The 20892-nt window shown below is 49.8% G+C and carries 17 protein-coding genes; 10 read left to right on the top strand and 7 right to left on the bottom strand.

Annotated features, from left to right (window positions below):
* The first annotated feature begins 69 nt into the window (after positions 1 to 69).
* The gene (locus ETV65_RS14905; protein ID WP_129953592.1) at positions 70 to 327 is read left to right on the top strand and encodes a hypothetical protein; all 258 of its coding nucleotides are present in this window, start codon (positions 70 to 72) and stop codon (positions 325 to 327) included.
* Positions 328 to 399: 72 nt separating this feature from the next.
* On the opposite strand, the gene ETV65_RS14900 is transcribed toward ETV65_RS14905, so the two are convergent.
* The gene (locus ETV65_RS14900; RefSeq protein ID WP_129953591.1) at positions 400 to 1311 is read right to left on the bottom strand and encodes a MurR/RpiR family transcriptional regulator; all 912 of its coding nucleotides are present in this window, start codon (positions 1309 to 1311) and stop codon (positions 400 to 402) included.
* A gap of 428 nt (positions 1312 to 1739) precedes the next feature.
* Between ETV65_RS14900 and ETV65_RS14895 the strand changes: the two genes are divergently transcribed.
* The 3 genes from ETV65_RS14895 to ETV65_RS14885 all read left to right on the top strand — a co-directional run bounded on the left by ETV65_RS14895 (position 1740) and on the right by ETV65_RS14885 (position 6812).
* Positions 1740 to 3869: a TonB-dependent siderophore receptor gene (locus ETV65_RS14895; RefSeq protein ID WP_129953590.1), complete on the top strand. Its 2130-nt coding sequence runs from the start codon at positions 1740 to 1742 to the stop codon at positions 3867 to 3869.
* A gap of 46 nt (positions 3870 to 3915) precedes the next feature.
* A complete protein-coding gene (locus ETV65_RS14890; RefSeq protein ID WP_129953748.1) occupies positions 3916 to 5010 on the top strand; it encodes an ABC transporter substrate-binding protein in 1095 nt (364 codons plus the stop codon).
* Between the two features lie 248 nt (positions 5011 to 5258).
* The gene (locus tag ETV65_RS14885; protein ID WP_129953589.1) at positions 5259 to 6812 is read left to right on the top strand and encodes a peptide MFS transporter; all 1554 of its coding nucleotides are present in this window, start codon (positions 5259 to 5261) and stop codon (positions 6810 to 6812) included.
* 567 nt (positions 6813 to 7379) lie between these two features.
* Here the strand turns inward: ETV65_RS14885 and ETV65_RS14875 are convergent.
* The gene (locus ETV65_RS14875) at positions 7380 to 7718 is read right to left on the bottom strand and encodes a hypothetical protein (RefSeq protein ID WP_129953588.1); all 339 of its coding nucleotides are present in this window, start codon (positions 7716 to 7718) and stop codon (positions 7380 to 7382) included.
* A 521-nt stretch (positions 7719 to 8239) separates the two neighbouring features.
* Here ETV65_RS14875 and ETV65_RS14870 point away from each other — a divergent pair.
* Positions 8240 to 9514 (top strand): HlyD family secretion protein, encoded by a 1275-nt coding sequence (locus ETV65_RS14870; protein ID WP_129953587.1) that lies wholly within the window; start codon positions 8240 to 8242, stop codon positions 9512 to 9514.
* Positions 9507 to 11606, top strand: a complete 2100-nt coding sequence (locus tag ETV65_RS14865; RefSeq protein WP_129953586.1) for a peptidase domain-containing ABC transporter — start codon at positions 9507 to 9509, stop codon at positions 11604 to 11606. The genes ETV65_RS14870 and ETV65_RS14865 overlap by 8 nt, the downstream gene beginning before the upstream one ends.
* 79 nt (positions 11607 to 11685) lie before the next feature.
* On the opposite strand, the gene ETV65_RS14860 is transcribed toward ETV65_RS14865, so the two are convergent.
* Both ETV65_RS14860 and ETV65_RS14855 read right to left on the bottom strand, forming a co-directional pair.
* Positions 11686 to 11883, bottom strand: coding sequence for a hypothetical protein (locus ETV65_RS14860; protein ID WP_129953585.1), 198 nt, complete (start codon positions 11881 to 11883; stop codon positions 11686 to 11688).
* A 180-nt stretch (positions 11884 to 12063) separates the two neighbouring features.
* Positions 12064 to 12375: a hypothetical protein gene (locus tag ETV65_RS14855; RefSeq protein WP_129953584.1), complete on the bottom strand. Its 312-nt coding sequence runs from the start codon at positions 12373 to 12375 to the stop codon at positions 12064 to 12066.
* 694 nt (positions 12376 to 13069) lie between these two features.
* Between ETV65_RS14855 and ETV65_RS14850 the strand changes: the two genes are divergently transcribed.
* A complete protein-coding gene (locus ETV65_RS14850) occupies positions 13070 to 14365 on the top strand; it encodes a glycoside hydrolase family 10 protein (protein ID WP_129953747.1) in 1296 nt (431 codons plus the stop codon).
* Between the two features lie 893 nt (positions 14366 to 15258).
* On the opposite strand, the gene fhuE is transcribed toward ETV65_RS14850, so the two are convergent.
* Positions 15259 to 17469 (bottom strand): ferric-rhodotorulic acid/ferric-coprogen receptor FhuE, encoded by a 2211-nt coding sequence (gene fhuE, locus ETV65_RS14845; RefSeq protein WP_129953583.1) that lies wholly within the window; start codon positions 17467 to 17469, stop codon positions 15259 to 15261.
* Positions 17470 to 17759: 290 nt separating this feature from the next.
* Between fhuE and ETV65_RS14840 the strand changes: the two genes are divergently transcribed.
* Positions 17760 to 18095, top strand: coding sequence for a hypothetical protein (locus ETV65_RS14840; RefSeq protein ID WP_129953582.1), 336 nt, complete (start codon positions 17760 to 17762; stop codon positions 18093 to 18095).
* A gap of 59 nt (positions 18096 to 18154) precedes the next feature.
* On the opposite strand, the gene ETV65_RS14835 is transcribed toward ETV65_RS14840, so the two are convergent.
* Both ETV65_RS14835 and ETV65_RS14830 read right to left on the bottom strand, forming a co-directional pair.
* Complete coding sequence (locus ETV65_RS14835) at positions 18155 to 18499, bottom strand: YebG family protein (protein ID WP_129953581.1); 345 nt, start codon at positions 18497 to 18499, stop codon at positions 18155 to 18157.
* 113 nt (positions 18500 to 18612) lie between these two features.
* The gene (locus tag ETV65_RS14830; protein WP_129953580.1) at positions 18613 to 19278 is read right to left on the bottom strand and encodes a class I SAM-dependent methyltransferase; all 666 of its coding nucleotides are present in this window, start codon (positions 19276 to 19278) and stop codon (positions 18613 to 18615) included.
* A gap of 131 nt (positions 19279 to 19409) precedes the next feature.
* Between ETV65_RS14830 and ETV65_RS14825 the strand changes: the two genes are divergently transcribed.
* Both ETV65_RS14825 and ETV65_RS14820 read left to right on the top strand, forming a co-directional pair.
* A complete protein-coding gene (locus ETV65_RS14825) occupies positions 19410 to 20036 on the top strand; it encodes a TetR family transcriptional regulator (RefSeq protein WP_129953579.1) in 627 nt (208 codons plus the stop codon).
* 155 nt (positions 20037 to 20191) lie between these two features.
* Complete coding sequence (locus tag ETV65_RS14820; protein ID WP_129953578.1) at positions 20192 to 20881, top strand: B3/4 domain-containing protein; 690 nt, start codon at positions 20192 to 20194, stop codon at positions 20879 to 20881.
* Positions 20882 to 20892: the final 11 nt, after the last annotated feature.

Genomic DNA, 20892 nt, shown 5'->3' with positions numbered 1-20892 from the left:
TAGCAATAAGATTATTCCAATTATGCTATATTTGAAGGATTCACTTTCCTTTTGTGCAGAGCGCATCACATGCCGGATATTAATATTGTTTGCGAGCAATGCGGATCAGATCGTTTCGTCGCCGCAGTGAATACGCCCCTGGCAGAAACCGTACATTCTCTGGTTTGCGCCGCATGTCAGCATCCCGTGCCTGTAGATGAGGTCGTTATTTTCAGGGAAGGCATGTATATCAGCGGTTCCTATGACACCTTTCCTACTGAACCCGGTAAATTGTATGATTACGATATCTGCCGGTTCAAACCGCTTAACCGGCAGATACTTCTCTAGAAACGCCGCACGGACAGCGACAGTAAGCGGGGGGGCCGTGTTATTCATCTCCCGCTTCTTCATGCTGATTGTTTATGTCCCCCCGTCCTGCAATTTTCTTATTTTATTGGCTGACTTCAGAGACTGATTGAGATCCTGGATGCGTTTCATGGTTTTCATGGTTCGCGATGCGGTGGCCGAGGCAACGGATAAAATCAGCATTTCCAGACACACCAGTACCGTACCATGGAGTGGCATTCTGCCATTCTCACCCCCGCGCGGAATAGTGATGACAATGTCAGCCTGTTTCGCAAAAAAAGAATCACTGGCGTTGGTCAGTAAAATGAGGGGGATACTCAGACGCTTTGCTTCCTGTATTGCCGTTCTGCCCTCGCGATGAGCACTCTTCTGCGCCATCATAATCAGGACATCACCCCGCTGCAGATTGATCAGTTGTTCCGCCAGCGCAATGCCTGAGCGGTTAAGTGACACTGCGGGAATGCCGATTCGGGTAAAGAGCCTGGCGCTGTAGTCCGCTAAAATACCGGAAGCGTTAAGACCAAACACCGCCACCTGACGTGCATTAATCAGCAAGGCGATAGCCTCAGAAATAGCCTGACGGTTAGCTGGCTGCGCCAGGGTGTCACAGGCACGCTTATGCCCGTCAAGAACGAAGTCGATGCCCGAATTGATATCACTGGCCAGCTCACTGACCGTGGTAATCATTTTCTCTTCTGAATTAACCGCTGTGCCAAACCAGGCTTCCAGCGTTTTCTTCATATCGCGTAAACCCGCAAAACCGAGCGCCTGAACGGCGCGGACTACAGTGGCATCTGAAACCTCTGTCGCGGTTGCAATATCCATTGCTGTTGCTTCCAGCACCGATTCACGATGGTTGTATATATAAGACGCAACGGTTTGTAAGCCGGGGGAAAGTGAGGAGATACGTGCACGGTAACGTTCACCGAAGACATCAATACGTTTTTTTACCGGAGTCGCCGCCATTTGTTTTTACCGATCCTTGTCGTTTTTACCCTTTGCCCGGTTTTATCATATTCACAATGTAGTGTTTTATGAATAAAAATATTCACATTCTTATGCCCCTGAGCAATGTTTTGTGGGCGATATTAAATGATTTATATTTAAATTTTTTATTAAACAATGATTTATAAAGGGTAATTCTGTTGCTGATGACAGGGTGTGGCGTTTTTTGATGTAGCAAAATTCTGAAACATATCATTTACTACTACATCTCCGCATGTTGGAATGATTATCAATTGCATTACGGCAGTTTTCCTTTGCCGGATCAGAATAACAACATTAACCGGACAGGTCAGGAGCGTTAACCGGACACACTGTGTGTCTGTCGTTACTGGTTTGTCCGGAATTTCTTTACGGAAAAAGACGTCATTTTTAACACCGGGTTCATTGAAATGAAGAATAACACGCTGTTTGATTTTAAAAGAAAAGACCACCCAGCCATTTTAGCTGCGATTTATGGTGTCGTGATGCTGACACCTGTTACAGGATATTCAGCGGGGGAAAGCGATACGTTAACGATCACCGGGCCGGGAGTTGACGATCAATCATATAGCGCCGGAACCAGTTCTGTTGCCAGTAAAACGCCCACCTCACGTCTTAACGAGGCACAGTCAGTCAGTGTGGTAACCCGGCAACAACTGGACGACTATCAGGCCACAAACCTGGCTGATGCGATGCATTTTGTCAGTGGTGTCAGTGAGGGGAATACTCTCGCAGGTACGGAAGATGGATTTGTCCGCCGTGGATTTGGTTCCAACTCTGATGGCTCCGTTTATCGCGACGGCGTGCGCAGCAGCCAGGGTCTCAATTTTGATGCCACTACCGAACGTGTTGAAGTGTTAAAAGGTTCAGCATCATTGCTCTACGGGATCCAAAATCCCGGCGGTGTCATTAACCTTGTCAGTAAAAAGCCGCAGTATGACTGGCACACAAAAGTCAGCGGACGTTACGCCAGTGAAGGCGGCGGGGCAGGGACAGTCGATGTCACCGGTCCGCTTGGCAATGGTTTTGCCGTGCGCATGATTGCGGAAAAACAAGATCAGGATTACTGGCGTAATTTTGGCAGCGATAAGCACACGCTGATTTCGCCTTCGCTGCAATGGTATGGCGAAAAGGCCAGTTTTCTGATCAGCTATTCAGATTACCGCTACGATATACCTTATGATCGCGGAACCGCTTTTATTAACGGTAAGCCTATCGATATCGGCTATAAAAACCGGCTGGATGATAAATCAAACCGTGCCTGGGGCCATAATAAAACGCTCAACGCTCACTATGACTGGCAGTTCAGCGATGACTGGAGTACTCGTCTGACGCTTGGCTGGAACCAGCGCCGCTACAATAATGACGAGGTCAGGGTGACGGCGGTGAACACCACCACCGGCGCCGTGACGCGCAGGGCGGATGCCAACCGCGGTTTTAACCATAAGACCAAATACGTTTCCTGGGATCTGCTGGGTACGCAGGACATTCTGGGCATGAATCATGATCTTGTGCTGGGTACAGACTATGAGATGAACCAGACGTATCGTGCACATCAATACCAGGGAAAAGCCAACAGCAGCTTTAACTATTTTGATCCGCAATATGACATTCTCTCCCCGGTCGCCAACAGCACCACTGAGAATACGGCTAATGGCAATAACCTGAACCGGATCCACAGCCGGTCGGTTTATGCAAAAGACAGCATTTCACTGACATCAGACTGGATTGCGGTCGTGGGTGGCCGCTATCAGCACTATGAGCAACGTGCTTCAAAAGGCTTTGATCCGGTTGTTCAGACACTGGATTCCGAAGGGAATAAGTTTTTGCCACAGGCCGGTCTGATTTATAAAGTCACGCCCGATGTGTCTTTATACAGCAGCGTCAGTAAATCCTTTACCCCCTCAACGGATGTCGATGATGATGGCAATGTCGGAAAGCCTGAACAGGGCACCACCTGGGAAGTGGGCAGTAAATGGCAGATTACGCCACGCATGTTTGCCAGCGTGGCGCTTTACCGCATCGATGAACGTGACATGTCACTGAGCATTAACGGCGAAACACGCGCCATTGATAAAGCGCGTTCCAGCGGAGCAGAGTTTGAACTGAATGGTGAAATCTTTCCTGACTGGGAAGTCAGTGCCAGTTACAGCTATGACCAGGCCAAAATTGTGGATGATGGTGAAAATTCAGCGAATAACGGCAACCGCTTACAAAATGCGCCGCGTCATTCGGGTGCGCTCTATCTGAGCCATAATCTGGTGATTAACGGCCTGCCGGGAGATTTCCGTATCGGTGGCGGTGCGCGTTATGTGGGGAGCCGGGCGGGAGACCCTGAAAACAGTTTCACGCTGCCTGATTATATTGTGGCTGACAGCTTTGTTGCATGGAATAACCGTCTGTTCGGGGAGAAGACACAGCTTAAACTCAACCTGAATAATCTGTTTAACAAACATTATTACACGTCCAGCGGCGGTAACCTGCGCGTACGTGAAGGTGAAACCCGTAATCTTATGGTGCAGGCAAGTGTTGAATTCTGATCGGCGGTTTTTGCCGCGCGCGCATCTGATGCGCAAATACAGTGTCATGACGATGGTTTTTATGCTGCTGGCACTGACGGGCGTCGGTGTGCAGGCACGCACCGTCATCGATATCGACGGTAACCCGGTGAACATTCCCGATAATCCGCAACGTATCGTGCTTGGCGAAAGCCGGATGCTTTATACGCTGGCCCTGCTGGAAACCGGTGACCCTGTGAAACGGGTTGTCGGCTGGCCACTCGATTTGAAGAAATATGACCGCCAGACCTGGAATATTTTTGCCCGGCGTTTTCCGCAGATGTTGGCGATTCCGTCGCTGGGGTTGGGCGGAACAAATGATATGAACCCTGAAAAGGTGCTGGCGCTCAAACCGGATCTGGTGATCCTGCCCAGTCTTGCGCGCTATGACGATGCAGATTTGCGTCTTAAAGAGATGCTCAACGCGGCGCATATTCCGGTAGTGAAAATCGATCTTCGTGTCCATCTGCTGAAAAATACTCAGCGCAGTGTGAATATTCTGGGCGAAGTGCTTAACCAGACTGCACGGGCTCAGGCGTTTAATCATTTTTATGATGCGCATATGCAGGTCATTCATGATCGGCTGGCCACTTATTCCGGCCATAAACCGACGGTGTTGCTTCAGTTACATCTTGGACGCCGCAATGAATGCTGTGTGACTGCTGTGAAAGGTAGCCTGGGTGAACTGCTCAATTTTGCCGGAGGGGATAATATCGCCGGAAAAACAGTGCAAGGGGTCTTTGGCCGGCTGAATGAGGAAACGGTCATCATGGCGCAACCTGAGGTTTATTTCGCCACAGGGGCCGGTTCCGCTGAAGATCAGAATGATTTGAAACTGGGGCCTGAAATCACACCGGAAATAGCCCAGCAAAGTCTGCGGGAACTCACCGCCAGACAGAACGGATTGCGGGAACTTAAAGCGCTGCATAACGGCCACACCGGGATGATATGGCAAAATTTCTACCTCAGCCCGTGGCATGTTGCCGCCACCGAGTTTATGGCAAAAGCCCTTTATCCTGAACTGTTTGCGGATATCGAACCTGAACAGACGTTAAAACAACTCTTTCACGATTATCTGCCCATACCTTATAGCGGCACCTATTTTGCTCACGGTAGCCTGTGAAAGAGAATGCATTTCTCTCATGCGGATTTTTTCGTAAATTGACCTGCCATGTCCGTTTTTTTTGCCGCTATAAAATCTGTAAAAGTGGACATTAGTCGACTTTTCCTCTAAAACTTCTGCGGTTAATGCCAGACAATACCGGTATTCAGCAATCAAATAATAACCGCTGAATGCTTAAGAGCGGCTGCAAGACAGCCGCCGGGCAAGGGTATTCACAACGATTACGACAGACTTTCTCTGGAGAATTTATGCATTCCTCTGTTAATAAAAACGAAAGCCGGACTTTCTTCGGCCATCCTTATCCGCTCGGCTCATTGTTCTTCACTGAAATGTGGGAGCGGTTCTCGTTTTATGGCATCCGTCCCTTACTTATCCTGTTTATGGCGGCGACGGTTTACGACGGCGGCATGGGGCTTGCACGCGAAAACGCCTCGGCTATCGTCGGTATATTTGCTGGCTGTATGTATCTGGCGGCACTGCCGGGGGGCTGGCTGGCAGATAACTGGCTCGGGCAGCAGAGGGCGGTCTGGTACGGATCGATTCTGATTGCGCTCGGCCATCTGTCGATCGCGCTTTCCGCTTTCATGGGCGACAGCCTGTTTTTCATCGGCCTGATGTTCATTGTTCTCGGCTCAGGCCTGTTCAAAACATGCATCTCGGTTATGGTGGGCACACTGTATAAAAAAGGTGATGCGCGTCGTGACGGCGGTTTCTCATTGTTTTACATGGGTATTAATATGGGGTCGTTTATCGCGCCGCTGATCTCCGGCTGGCTGATAAAAACGCATGGCTGGCACTGGGGCTTTGGTATCGGGGGAATCGGTATGCTGGTGGCGCTGATTATCTTCCGCCTGTATGCCGTGCCTTCCATGAAACGTTACGACAGCGAAGTAGGTCTGGATTCGACCTGGAACAGTCCGGTTGCTAAGAAAAACGGCGTGGGTGCCTGGCTGCTGGTACTGGCTGCGGCTGTGGCAGCCATCGTTGCGCTGATCTCGCAGGGGGTGATCGTCATTAACCCGGTTGCCGTCGCCAGCGTGCTGGTGTACGTAATAGCGGCGTCAGTTGCCCTCTATTTTATCTATCTGTTCCTGTTCGCCGGACTTAACCGCAAAGAGCGCGCCAGACTGCTGGTGTGTTTCATTTTGTTAGTTTCGGCAGCCTTCTTCTGGTCTGCGTTTGAACAGAAACCGACTTCATTTAACCTGTTCGCTAACGACTATACCAATCGGATGCTCGGCGATTTCGAAATTCCTGCCGTCTGGTTCCAGTCTATTAATGCACTGTTCATTATCCTGCTGGCGCCGGTATTCAGCTGGGCATGGCCGTTGCTGGCGCGTAAAAATGTGCGCCCGAGTAGCATCACCAAGTTTATCATTGGTATTTTGTGTGCGGCAGCGGGCTTCGGGATCATGATGATGGCTGCCCAGAACGTCCTGAACAGCGGCGGAGCAGGCGTATCACCCTTATGGCTGGTGGGAAGCATTTTGATGCTGACGCTCGGCGAGCTGTGCCTGAGCCCGATTGGACTGGCGACGATGACGCTGCTGGCACCGGAAAGAATGCGCGGTCAGATGATGGGCCTGTGGTTTTGCGCCAGCGCGCTGGGGAATCTGGCGGCCGGTTTGATTGGCGGGCATGTAAAAGCCGATCAACTGGATATGCTGCCTGATCTCTTCGCACGTTGTTCCATTGCGTTGCTGATCTGCGCTGCGGTGCTGTTCATCCTCATTATTCCGGTGCGAAGAATGCTGGAAAATACCGGATCGAAGACAGAGCAAAAAACCGTAACGCATGCCTGATCGCGGATGATGTGATTTTCGAATACTGATAAGAACCAATAAGGCCGGGATGATGACCGGCCTTATTTTTAGATTTTCAGGATGCATTGATTTACAATGAGCTTACGATTCCAGTGCGCATAATCATGATTATGTTAAATTGCGGTGCATTCAGCGGAATGATTGCTTTGACCGCCCCCTTTTTCAATAAGTCTTCATGATCTTTAATGGCAGAAATGTTTTCAATTGTCTGATTTGTGATGAAGTACATTCCTCATTGGCTTTGATGATTTACACTTACGCTATGCTTAAGGTATAACTTTTCTTTTAAATGCTGCGACGCAATCCATTTTATACAACAGGGTTTTTAAATAATGGAAGATGCTTTTGTCGGGAATATAAAAAAACCAGTGCTGAAATTTTAGCCATCATCATCCTTTATCTTATCTTTACCCTGTCCCCTTATATACTGACAAGTTTCTTCGTCATCGGATTTGATGCTTCAATCATCGTTATGCTGAATCATGGGCATAGCTACCCTGGCGTCATTATTACCTCAGGGTAGCTTAAAATAATTTTAACTAGTTATTACCAGTGGCATTGCCCGTTGACGCTGTTAGCATTTGAGTCGCCACCAAAAGCGCCGCCACGGCCGCCATTATCAGAAAGGCATTTTCCGGCATTTTTAGCCACACCGACCGCCATTTTCCCCGGGTTTGGAAAGCCTTTGGCGAGTGCACCAAAAACACCATTAGCGCAGTCAACAGTTCCCGGGCCTCCGTATATATGCGTAGGCGCATTCTGAGCCATATGACTCCAGGATGATTGGTTGTGCTGGGTATTTCTGCTGCTGCCGCCCTCATAATTAGAGTTAGCGTTTCCGCCTGCAACTAAAGCTAATTCAGATTGAGAAAGTTCCTTTATCATTTTTTACCCTCGTAACGGTTATTTTTTTCTGCTATTGATTTGGTCTCCACCAGAAAAACAATTAGCAGGGATACTGACACTTGCAGAAGCAGTGAAACTTTAGAATTCCCACTATCCCTATATATGACTACTCCACCCGGGAAATGAAATAGAAGCCAACCAACAATATGAGGACAAATATTTTCTTCAGCCGCACATCGACTTCGCAGTGAAAGGTACAAAACAGTTATACGCTCAAAGGTAAGCTTTTTGTCAATTTTATTACTTTTAGTTACATTTGATTTCACTTTGTTAACTATTTATTGCTTTATCTTCATTTTTTCTCCTTCTTTTTATGCTTTAAAAAATACATTTAATTTCATGTAATCCTTTGTTTTTAAAGGTTTTTTCTTCTTCACTAAGCGAAATGTAGATAATACAAACCAGCGGTATGCTAAAACAAACGCTTGCCGGAGCAGGACCAGGGCGTGGCATAATAAAGGTGACTACTCACCTCCCCGCACGCTAACGAAGGACAGACCGTGTTTCGCCAGGAAGCGATTGATAATCAGAAAATGAAATGGCGTGGCCGGGCGCTGCTCCTCCCTGGAATTCCGTTCTGGGTCACTGCGTTATTATGTCTTTTGTTTATTACAATCTTCCTCACCTTTGTCATCGCCGCAAATTACACCCGCAGAGTGAACGTGACCGGCGAGATCAGCACCTACCCGCGCGTGGCTAACGTCTATTCCGCCGTTCAGGGCGTGGTAGTCAAAGAATTTGTCACGGAAGGACAGATAATCAAGGCTGGCACTCCTATCTATCAGATAGATGTGAGTAAAAGTACCCGCAGCGGCGTGGTCAGCGATAACCAACGCCGGGACATCAATAATCAGCTTGAACGCATTTCACAAATCATCAGCCGGCTGGACAGCAGTAAACAAGACACTGTCGGGATGCTGGAGAAACAAAAGGCCCAATATATCGCCGCTTTCCAGCGCTCCAACGACATACTCCGGCGTGCTGAGGAAGGACTCCGTATTATGAAAGAGAATATGGAGAACTACCGGCAATATCAGACAAAGGGGCTTATCAATAAGGATCAACTCACCAATCAGGTGGCGCTCTATTACCAGCAACAAAACAATCTGTTGGGCCTCACCGGGCAGAACGAGCAAAACGCCCTGCAGATCACTGCTCTTGAAAGCCAAATCCACACTCAGGCCGCTGAGTTTGATAACCAAATTTATCAGATGGAACTCCAGCGCTACGAACTGCAAAAAGAACTGCTCAATATCGATGCCGGCGGGGCAATCATCGTCCGCGCACTGGTTGACGGTCGCGTAGACTCTCTTAGCGTCACGGTAGGACAGATGGTCAACGTCGGCGACAGTTTGCTGCAAGTCATCCCACCCAATATTGATCATTACTCCCTGATACTTTGGGTACCTAATGATGCTATTCCCTATATTTCCACAGGCGACCGGGTCAACATTCGTTATGAAGCTTTTCCGGCGCAAAAGTTTGGGCAGTTTGCCGGCACGGTGTCAGTGATTTCGAAAGCACCGGCTTCATCTCAGGAAATGCTGACCTATCAGGGAGCCCCGAAAGCTGCTTTGACCTCGGCAGTCCCTTACTACAAAGTGATCGTCAGACCCGAAAAACAGACCATCATGTACCGTGGTAAACGTCTGAACCTGGAAAATGGTATGAAGGCGGAGAGCACACTATTTTTGGAAAAAAGGAAGATATATCAGTGGATGTTGTCACCGTTCTACGACATGAAACACAGCGCGTCGGGGCCGGTCAATGAATAGACTCTCTGTCAAGAAACTGCTCGGCCAGCTTGATATACGATTGCGGCAACGCGTGCCGCTAGTCCATCAAACGGAATCTTCTGAGTGCGGCCTCGCTTGCCTGGCGATGCTTTGCGGCCACTATGGTATGAATATTGATCTGATCGCACTGCGCCAGCAGTTCAACCTCTCGGCGCGTGGTACTACGTTGTCCGGTTTAACCGGTATGGCCGAACAACTGGGCTTGTCGTCACGCCCTTTGTCACTGGATATGGAAGATCTCGGTGCGCTAAAATTGCCATGCATACTGCACTGGGAGTTTAACCATTTTGTCGTTCTGGTGAGCGTCAGGCGTAATCACGTGGTCATACATGACCCCGCCCGGGGCCGCAGAATCATCAACATGGCAGAGGTGGCGCACAGTTTTACCGGCGTAGCACTTGAAGCCTGGCCAGGCGCTGCATTCAAAGCACATACCGTGCGGAAACGGCTCAGTCTGAGTACGCTGATGGGCAGCGTATATGGCCTTAAAGGTACGCTAGGCAAAATTTTTTGCCTGTCACTGGTGATTGAAACCATCAACCTTGTGATGCCGGTTGGTACACAACTGGTGATGGATCATGCGATCCCTGCAGGCGATCGCGGACTGCTGACGTTAATCTGCGCGGGGCTGTTATTCTTTATTCTGTTGCGGGCCGCAGTCAGCATGGTACGCGCCTGGTCTGCACTGGTCATGACGACGCTCATCAATGTCCAGTGGCAATCCGGGTTGTTTAACCACTTATTGAGGTTACCTCTGGGCTATTTTGAACGTCGCAAACTGGGGGATATCCAGTCACGTTTCGGATCGCTGGATGCATTGCGCAGCACCTTCACCGCCAGTATTGTCGGCGCCATCATGGACATGATTATGGTGGCCGGCGTGCTCGTGATGATGATTTTGTACGGAGGTTGGTTAACGTGGGTCGTCATGGCCTTCACCGCCGTGTATGTACTTCTCCGTCTGCTGACCTACGGTTATTACCGGCAGCTTTCAGAGGAGTCTTTGGTCAGAAATGCCCGTGCCGGTTCCTATTTCATGGAGACGCTGTACGGCATCGCCACAGTAAAAATGCAGGGGATAGCAGAAAGACGCAGTGCCCACTGGCTCAACCTCGAAATCGATACCATCAATACCGGGATCCGCGTTACGAAGATGGACATGCTGTTTGGCGGCATCAACACCTTTGTCTCAGCCTGTGATCAGGTGGTGATCCTGTGGCTGGGTACCAGTCTGGTAATAGACAACCAGATGACTATCGGTATGTTCGTTGCATTCGGCGCTTTTCGCGGGCAGTTTTCCGACAGAATTGGCTCACTGACCAATTTCCTGCTGCAATTGCGTATGATGAGCTTGCACAATGAACGCATTGCCGATATTGCCCTGCATCCGCAGGAAAATCGTAAGCCGGACATCCCTTATGAGGCTCGTTTACAACCCGTTTCGCTGGCAACACATGCATTGAGTTACCGTTATGACCGTCAGTCTCCACCCATTTTTAACGGGTTAGACATCACTATCGCGCCCGGAGAAAGTGTGGCTATTGTTGGGCCGTCCGGCTCAGGAAAAACCACCTTGATGAAGGTATTGTGCGGGCTGTTTTATCCTGATAACGGCAGGGTCGAGGTGAACGGTATCGATATTCAGCAGTTGGGTATCAATAACTATCATAAAATGATCGCCTGCGTAATGCAGGATGACAAGCTATTTTCCGGCTCCATCCGGGAAAATATCTGCGGCTTTGCGGACGAAGTGGATGAAGCCTGGATGCAGGAATGTGTCCGCGCCAGCTACCTGGATACCGTCATTAAGCAAATGCCCATGGGCTATGAAACCCTGATCGGTGAATTAGGAGAGGGACTGTCGGGGGGGCAAAAACAACGACTGTTCCTTGCCCGCGCGATTTACAAGAAGCCTGCCGTCTTGTTCTTAGATGAAGCGACCAGCGCGCTGGACAAGGAAAGCGAGGCGATGGTGAATCTCGCGATCAAAGCACTGGACATCACAAGGGTTATCATTGCGCACCGCGAGACAACGATAGCATCGGCAGACAGGGTGATTTATCTGGAATAAAGGTCTGTGTTTGCCGTGTGCCGTGAGTTGCCTGCCTGGGCTATCCGGACGGGGACGGATCGGGGTCTGGATTCACCTCTCAGGATGTACTGCGAAGCGTGCGGTGATGGTCTTCCCGTATGTGTTCATCCGGCGTTTCGGCAGTATCCGCAAAGCCATTATGACTGTTAAAACCACCCCGATGAACCGGGGCTGATTTTATAAGGGTCATATCTTTTGCCATTGCACCGAAGGTGATGAAGATAAAAAGTACGGCAAAACTTAACCTTGGTTTCATGCATTTCTCCTCTTACTTCACAGTATGTCCTTATCCTAAAGTCCTCTGAGTAAAACTCCGTCAATACGCGTGAATTTTAATAACTTATCTGTAACACCATCCCAATGGCTGGGATATCAGTTGTCAAAGAATAATGAGTCGCTGGTCAGGTCCGGATGCCGAACCTGAACCGCCCTAAAACTAAAAACCGTGCCCCGTGAGTTCCCGTTTGTTAATTTTCACGGGCCGGGTCACGCTGTTATCCAGAATGATATGCCAGCAGCTACTGTTGGCCGAAGGTTGTAGCGTCATATGCCACCTTGCATCGCCACCCTCACCCGGACCTGCCTTCCGGTGAGGCCCGGCAATGACTTTCAGGGTTCCTCTGCAGTAGGCATTGTTCAACTGACTGTCCAGCCTGCAGGCTTTCTCTATCAGAACTGATGTATAGTTTTTGCTGAAACGTCCGTCTTTCTGCCAGTTGGTCGTCCAGTTGGCTAATGAAAAAGACATAGCTATCTCCAGTAGTGGCATTGCGATACGGAAGTATATCGAAATGCAGGTTATACAGGCCTGATGCAGTGACTCAGGTGTTGCAAAAATCGCAATGAATGATGTTAAAACATATTTTCTGCCTTCCATTAATGAAATCAGCAGTAGCAACAGTGAAAATTCTCTCGGATATTATCCTTCAAAAGTCCAGTTTGATATTTTCTTACACGAGACATATATTTCAGAAATGATTAACATGTATATGTTTATCTCCTGAATTAATTATTTTATTAACCGGCTGCAGTCTCATTATAAAACATATGCTAATTTTAACTCTGTATTTTTCGCAGTACAAAGCAAATAAAAAATATTTATGCTAACAGGTGATAATTAAATTCAAGCGGATCTTCCGTTTCTGCCACAATAAATTTCGGCATTTTCATTTAATACACCCTGTAAGGTTTAACCCCAGGAAAATAGTGAGTTAATATTGCAACAGTTAGCCCTGTCACTCAATCGTGCTGAGGCGCTCCCTGTATACTAACTCGTCTGTAACGATAAGGTGGTTTGCGGCGTTTCTTGCTATCACGCAGGCATCAGCGCTAAGTGATTGACTTTAACTTCAATAATAAGAAAATGTTTCCTTTCGCGCGGCTACCAGATACCACCGGAGTTTATTATCGCCTCTTCCCGTCATTTTCCGTTTATTACTGCCTTGAAACACCCGGCTGCCGTTGTGACGCTTGCATTGTTACTGGCCAGTTGTTCTTCAACACCACCAAAATCCCTGGTGACGCCACTTCCGCCAGTTGCCCGGCACCCTCTTCCCGACAAACCGGTATCGGGCCATGAACCCGTGCGTGGCGTCTGGCTGGCGACGGTTTCCCGCCTCGACTGGCCACCGGTTAATTCGGTGAATGCCGGCAGTGCATCATTGCGCATCAGCCAGCAGCAACAGGCGCTGATTACCAAGCTCGATAAGCTCAAAAGTCTGGGCATCAATACGGTGTTCTTTCAGGTGAAGCCTGACGGCACGGCGTTCTGGCCATCAAAAATTTTGCCATGGTCAGATATGCTGACGGGCAAAATTGGTCAGGATCCTGGATATGATCCGCTGCAATTTATGCTCGATGAAGCGCACAAACGCGGGATGAAAGTCCATGCCTGGTTTAATCCTTATCGCGTGTCTGTAAATACTAAACCTTCGACTGTGGCGGAACTGAATCAGACATTGTCGCTGCACCCTGCCAGCGTATTCGTGTTGCACCGCGACTGGATCCGAACTGCCGGCGATCGTTTTGTGGTTGACCCGGGTATTCCTGATGCACGCGACTGGATAACCAGCATCGTGGCGGAAGTGGTCGCGCGTTATCCCGTTGATGGCGTTCAGTTTGATGACTATTTTTATTCAGAATCACCGGGTTCTGCCCTGGATGATAGCCTGACGTTCCGGAAATACGGTCAGGGTTATGCTTCAAAAGCAGACTGGCGGCGTCACAATACACAGATGCTGATTGAGCAGGTTTCGCGCACCATAAAACAGCTGAAACCGGCTGTGGAATTTGGCGTCAGTCCGGCAGGTGTCTGGCGCAACGTGTCGCATGATCCGGCGGGTTCACAAACTTCCGGCGCAGCGGCTTACGATGAGGCTTATGCGGATACCCGCTTGTGGGTGCAGCAGGGTTTGCTCGATTACATTGCGCCGCAACTGTACTGGCCGTTTTCCCGCAAGGCGGCGCGTTATGACGTGCTGGCAAACTGGTGGGCTAATGTGGTAAAGCCCACTCATACGCGTCTCTATATTGGTGTGGCGCTGTATAAAGTGGGCGAACCGTCAAAAAATGAACCGGACTGGATGGTAAGTGGTGGCGTACCGGAACTGAAAAAACAACTCGATATGAATGAATCCGTACCACAAATTAGCGGCACGATTTTATTCCGTGAAAGCTACCTCAACCAGCCGCAGACGCAGGATGCGGTGCGTTACCTGAAAAGCCGCTGGGGAAGCTGAAATAACGCTGCCTGTTGTGTGGTTGCCTTATAAAGATATGCCGTGGAGCTAATAAATTGACCATGGCATCCATTTATCGTGCTTACGTAACCTCGGTTACCCGACAATGGTCCAGTTAGTCATGATTCTATGCCGTAAATTTAAGTGAATATTGCGAATATTTCCTGACCAGTTGGGGCCGCGAAAATCCGGGTTCAGGAAGGAGGCATTGTAGAAATGGTCGCGCCATTTTGCATTTAATTTCCCATGACCCGAACTGAGCGGCACCCCGGTGACCACCATCCTGTTCACTGTATCCGTGATATATAGTCGGATGAAAACCCATTTTTAAATAAAATCCCTGGCTGTCATCTACCGGTAATAATGAGGCGTTTTCGATATTCTGCTCCATCCCGTATCTTATGGCTGAAAATAAGAGAAGCTGACCCAGCCCGACAAATCTGTTGGGGTGGGATTTCGTAGGTTTGTTGGTATTTCCTTCAACATATATTGCCGAGATATATAAATAATCACGACTTCCCGGTTCACTTAGTACTACGCAGCGACCTGCTGCAACATCTTCATTTTTGTCTGTGAGTAGGGAAAAATTCATGGCGTTATTGTCATATTCCGGTGTCGTTTCCCGGGTTTCAACCAGTCTAAGGGTTAGGTGTGCCCTGCCAGCCGGATTTTTTCTATGAAGCGCATAGTGCTTTTAATTCCTCTCTATATTTGATGAGTCAATTAAATTCGTGCTGCGTCAATCGGATATCAGTATAAACAAAGCGTACTGGAGGAATACTTAATAATATATGTACCCTTTAGCCACCCATGGCCAGATATAGATTATAAAAGCAAAGCCCCGCCTGAAAATACAGACGGGGCTTTGCTGTGTTGTGCATTAAATCTTCACTTCAGAACGTGTAATTTGCGCTGACCGAAAGATTGCGCGGTTCACCGTAAACGGCGTAATCGCTGAGCCATGAATAATATGTGCGGTCAAACAGGTTGTTGATGTTGGCCTGTACGGACAGCTGTTTTGTTACCTGATAACGCGTGAACAGATCCACCCGCGCCGTACTGCCCTGTGATACGCGACGGGTTTCGCCGTCCGGTCCGGTTGCATTCTGGAAAGTGCGGTTTTGCCAGTTTACACCACCGCCGACAGTCAGATCCGGCATCGCCGGCACCTGGTAGCGGCTGAATAATTTCAGCTGGGTCTGCGGCATATTGCTGTTGAGACGGCTGCCGGTTTCGTCTTTCGCCACATAACGCGTCGCACCGAAGGTCATTTGCAGGTTGTCGGTCACCGCGCCGTTTAGCTCAAATTCAGCACCTTTGCTGACGGTGCCATTGACCGCAACATAAGCCTGTTCGCTCGAACCGTTAACGTATCTGCTGCCGTCTTCCTGCGCCACGTTATCCTGTTCGATACGGAATACTGCCATCGTGGCGGTCAGACGACCGTCTATCCACGCAGATTTAAGCCCGGTTTCGTAGTTTTTCCCGGTCGTTGGTGACAGGTAATGACCGTTAATATCGCGGTCAGTCTGCGGCTGGAAGATGGACGTGTAACTGGCATACGCCGACCAGGTATCGTTAATGTCATACACCAGCCCGCCATACGGGGTGATGTTGTTTTTGTTCATACTGCCGCTGCTGCCGTTGGTGCTCCACCGGGTATAGCGCGCGCCGACGATCAACGAAAGCGGATCCGCCAGTGAGAAGCGCGTTGCGAAGTAACCCGCTTTTTGGCGAATCACATCGTCCGCATTCAGATACCAGTCTCCCCACTCCGGTTCGCTGACACGCCCGTCCCAGCTGTTGCCGAAACTGCCAATGGTGTCACTATCGAGGGAACCGTCTGCGCTGTAAGTCTGGTTATGCTGCCGGCTGTAGCTGATACCCGCCACCATCTGATGCTGACGGCCAAACCATTCAAACGGCCCGGTGGCATAAGTGTCGATGGAGTCCACTTTGCGGGTGCCACGGTCTTTGCTGCCAAAACCACTGAGGCCGGTGCCTGTAGTGTGATCCGGGAAATTCATGAGATAGAGCAATTTATCGTTAAACGTTTGCTCGCCGTGTGTGCCATTAACGCGCAATGTCCAGCCGTTATCAAAGTCATGCTTCACGTTAGCAAATACTTTGCGCGACTGGATGGCGTAATTCGTCCAGTCTGCGGAAGTATTCGTGCTGCGGTCATAATGGGTGCGCGAACCGTCGGTATACCAGGTTGGCAGGCCGCCCCACGTCGGGTTAGCGGTATTATTTTCCTGATAATCGTAACCGAGCGACACGGTGGTGTTATCGGTCACATCTGCATCCACCACGCCGTAGAAGAATTTTTTGCGCTTGTGATAGCGATCCAGCCAGCTGTCCTGATCCTGATAACCGGCGACCACGCGTCCGCGCACCGAGCCTTCCTGATTCAGCGGACCGGAAGCGTCCAGGACGTAACGCTGTTTGTTCCAGCTGCCGTAACCGGCGCTAATCTCACCGGTGAATTCTTTGCTGTCGGCGTGTTTACGCACCATGTTGACAGAAGCGGATGGATTACCCGTTCCGGTCATCAGGCCGGTTGCACCCCGCACCACTTCGATGCGGTCATAAATCGCGGTGTCTTCGGCTGCATCACCAAAATTCCAGGTATCGCTGACGGAGGTCGGAATGTCGTCGTAGGTGTAACTGTTGATGTAAAAACCGCGGGAAAAATAAGACACGCGTTCGCTGTCAATAACCTCCGTTGAGATGCCGGTGGTATTATTCAGCACGTCGCCGACCGACTGGAGGTTCTGATCCTGCATACGCTGTTGAGTGATAACGCTCACTGATTGCGGAATATCTCGCGGCGTCAGGTTCATTTTGGTGCCTGCGGTGGTGGTGCGGACGGCGTAATCCTGTGCGTCGCTGCCGGTTGGCGTCGCCGTGCCTTCGATCACCATATCTTGCTGCTGACCAAATGTATCCGTACTGGCAGTGCTTTTTATCCCGCTGAGGTTTTCAGCCGCCAGTACCGGATTTACCAGAACAAATATCGCCAGTGCCAGTGATGAAACCGCAAAAGTTCTCCCTGCGTCTGCGGCACACTGGTGTGCATAAATCGCCCTGCCATTCAAAGACATAACACATTCCCGTGGAAAATTTTATAGGTGTAAGACTGTTTCTATTATTGTTTTACATGAACAGTCTAAATGAGAATGTAAATAGTAATTATTAACGTTAACCATGTCGCGATGTGGATGAGTTTTAATAAGTAACAAAATGTTAATCAGGTTTTATCCGTGAACGGATCAGTGGTTGGAAATGCATGTCTCTGAGGTTTCTTATGCATTTCAGACTATTCTGTCCTGCATGCAGCCCTTCCGGGTTGTGGAGTCTTCTACCCTTAAGGTGTTCAACATAAGGAGACGCTATGAGACGAATCGCATTGTTACTCACCCTGTTGATCGCGGGTTCTGCTGTCGCCGAAGACACGACTTCGCAACATACTCCCGCGACCTATATCAATATCCTCTGTAGCTCCGCGCTTAATAAACCTGATGGTACTGCGGATTATTTCCGTGAGCAGATCAAAGATATTTCGACGCAATCTCAGTCTCCGTCGTCGATCAATAAGCCAGAGTTTAATGAGGATGAAGCGGATAAGGTGATTGAAACATGGACATCGCTCAGCAAAACCGATCGCGAAAAAATCAGGACACAACAGCAATGTCAGGACACCTTGCTTCAGCGATATCAGGCAGGATAAAGATGGGGACAGGATAAAAGAATGCGGGATGTGTTCCCGCATTATGTGGACGTTCTCTATCAGGCTGCTTTGACCGCGCGTACTTTTTTGGTCGCGGCAGGTTCAGCGACAGCCCGGTCTTCAGCGGTGGTATCGGCTGGTGCGACGGGCTGCTGCGCTGTCCCCTCTTCGGGCAGTTTGCTGGTGCGCAAAATATGCTGGACGGTATCTTTGTGTTCAGCAAGGTGAAGCGCAATATTTTCCGCGAGTGTTTCATCCAGGTCGAGATTGCTTTGTGACAGCCATTCAGTAAAAGCATCTGCCATGTCCAGCATTTTGTCGTATGCATCTGCTTCTTTCTTATTGGCAAAAGTCATTTTCTCTTCACCTTTTCTGACAACAACAAATTTTGTTTCAACAGCCATAATTCGCTCCTTATACTGTAATTATATCCAGTATACCAATGATCAGTGAAGGATACATCATCCGGCCTGTTTTTTATAGTGCGGAGCCTGGATCGCTCTGCCCGGGTGTCTGATCAGCGCAGCCTGACTGAAAGCTCGACATCATCACTGAATGGTACAGAAAGATAACCGTTCTCCGCCGAACGCACATGGGTAAGATAGTTCTGGTTGTAGCTCGCATTGTCGGCGATGATCATCGTGCCCGGATGAAAACGGCTTTCCAGCAAATGCAGAATATCGTCATAAAGTACTTTTGCGCCATCGAGAATCAGTAAATCGATGGTCTCTGGCAGATCAACGGCCAGTGTGTTCAGCGCGTCACCGACACGAATTTCGACTAAATCGCTCACGCCAGCCTGCACAAAATGTTCCCGTGCCTTTGCCACTTTTGTCGGCTCAAACTCGCTGGTGATGACCTTACCGCCGCCGTTATCGCGCAACGCCGCCGCCAGATACAACGTGGACAGCCCGAACGACATGCCAAATTCCACCACCGATGTTGCCTTAGTACTTCGCGCCAGCATATACAGCAGTTTGCCTGTCTCGCGTGATACCGGCAGCCACATGTGTTTCAGCAGACTATATAAATTCAGATACTCTGTTTTGCTGTGCATCATGCGCGTAGTTTCTTCTTCCGGTATCTGCGTGAAATCGAAACGGGCTGCAGCGCTGGCTTCATTGAAAAGACGGTCGAGTAATGGCGCCATCGGTGCGCAGGTCAGAGTGTTTTCTGTGGTCATGGGATTATCCTGTTTAACATTGAGCAACGTGTCATAACTGACTAGAATGCGAGTGATTCATCGCGTTTAAAATTATGCGATGTTTTCGTTGCCTCCACTATTCGCATTCTTTTTTGAGGACTCAGCCCGTCATGACCCACCGCCGCATCCCGCAGGTTTCCTCACGTAAAGAGCCAAAACAATCCCGCTCAGCCGGGCTGGTGGCGACCATTCTTGAAGCCGCTGCTCAGGTTTTAGCGAAGGAAGGCGCCGCCCGTTTTACTACCGGTCGCGTCGCTGAAAGAGCCGGAATCAGCATCGGTTCGCTGTATCAGTACTTTCCCAATAAAGCGGCGATTTTGTTTCGTCTGCAAAGCGACGAGTGGCGGCGAACCCGTGATATGCTGCGCAGCATTCTTCAGGACGCAGAAAAGACCCCTGCCGTGCGCTTACGTATTCTGGTGCATGAATTTATCCGTTCCGAATGTGAGGAAGCGCAGATGCGTGGCGCGCTCAGTGACGCCGCACCGTTTTATCGTGACGCCCCGGAGGCGCAGGAAGCTCGGGAGGCGGGAGAGGAAGTGTTTCATCGTTTTATGCATGAGGTAATGCCGGATGTCGCCGGAGAAAAGCGCCAGCTGGCGGGCGATCTGCTTTCCACCACACTCAGTGCTTTTGGCCGGGACTTTTCTGCCACCCCGCGTACTGCCGCTGAAATCAAAATTTATGCTGATGCGCTGGCGGACATGTTTACAGCCTATGTGCAGGGGGCGGTTTAGCCAGGCGTGAATTTTTGAGGGATAAGCGGGGCTATGAACGAGATGCCATGACGGCGCGTTTCTCAGAGGAATTACCGGGGATCCCAAAACGCTAATTTCGTTTCAGGCCGACGGATGGCATAGTAAATGTCTGATTTTTACAACAGGACCGTTCCATGATCGTCGTTACTCCGTCAGTCGATCCGTCACTTGCGCGAATCGCCCCCGGTTTTCGGGTATTAAGCGTGTCGGCGCAGGCCGCGCCGATAACTAACCCTGCCATTGCGGAAGCCGCTTTACAAAGGGCCTGCCGTTTTATCGTTGAGAATGATTTTCCCTGGGCGGATGAACATCTGAACGCCTGGACCGGGGTTTTCAAAGCCTTTGGGGCGAAACCTAAACGTACTGCCTGCTCAGCCGATGCCCTCAGAAAACGCGTGCTGAAAGACGGCACGATGCCGGCCATCGATCCGGTGGTCGATCTCTACAATGCGGTGAGCATTCAGTATGCCATTCCGGTCGGTGGCGAAAATATTTCTGCTTATTCCGGCCATCCGAGGCTGACATTTGCCGATGGCAGCGAGCCTTTTGACACCATGAAAGCCGGCGAACCGGTGATTGAATTCCCCGATGCCGGAGAAGTTATCTGGCGTGATGATACGGGGGTGACCTGCCGGCGCTGGAACTGGCGTCAGGGTATCAGAACCCGGCTCGACAGCGAGGCACACAACATGTGGTTCATCCTCGAAAGCCTGCCCGCCATGCCTTTGCAGGCACTCCATGACGCAGGTGATATGCTGATTAACGGACTGGAACAACTGATGCCAGGTGTTAAAACTGACGTGAAGCTGATAACACTGGGTTGATGATGCAAATA

This window comes from Rahnella sp. RFA10(1/100), from assembly GCF_004195115.1.
In the GTDB taxonomy this organism is placed as follows: domain Bacteria; phylum Pseudomonadota; class Gammaproteobacteria; order Enterobacterales; family Enterobacteriaceae; genus Rahnella; species Rahnella perminowiae.
Note: the sequence above shows the minus strand (reverse complement) of the source record. Positions and strands in the feature narration are given on the sequence as shown.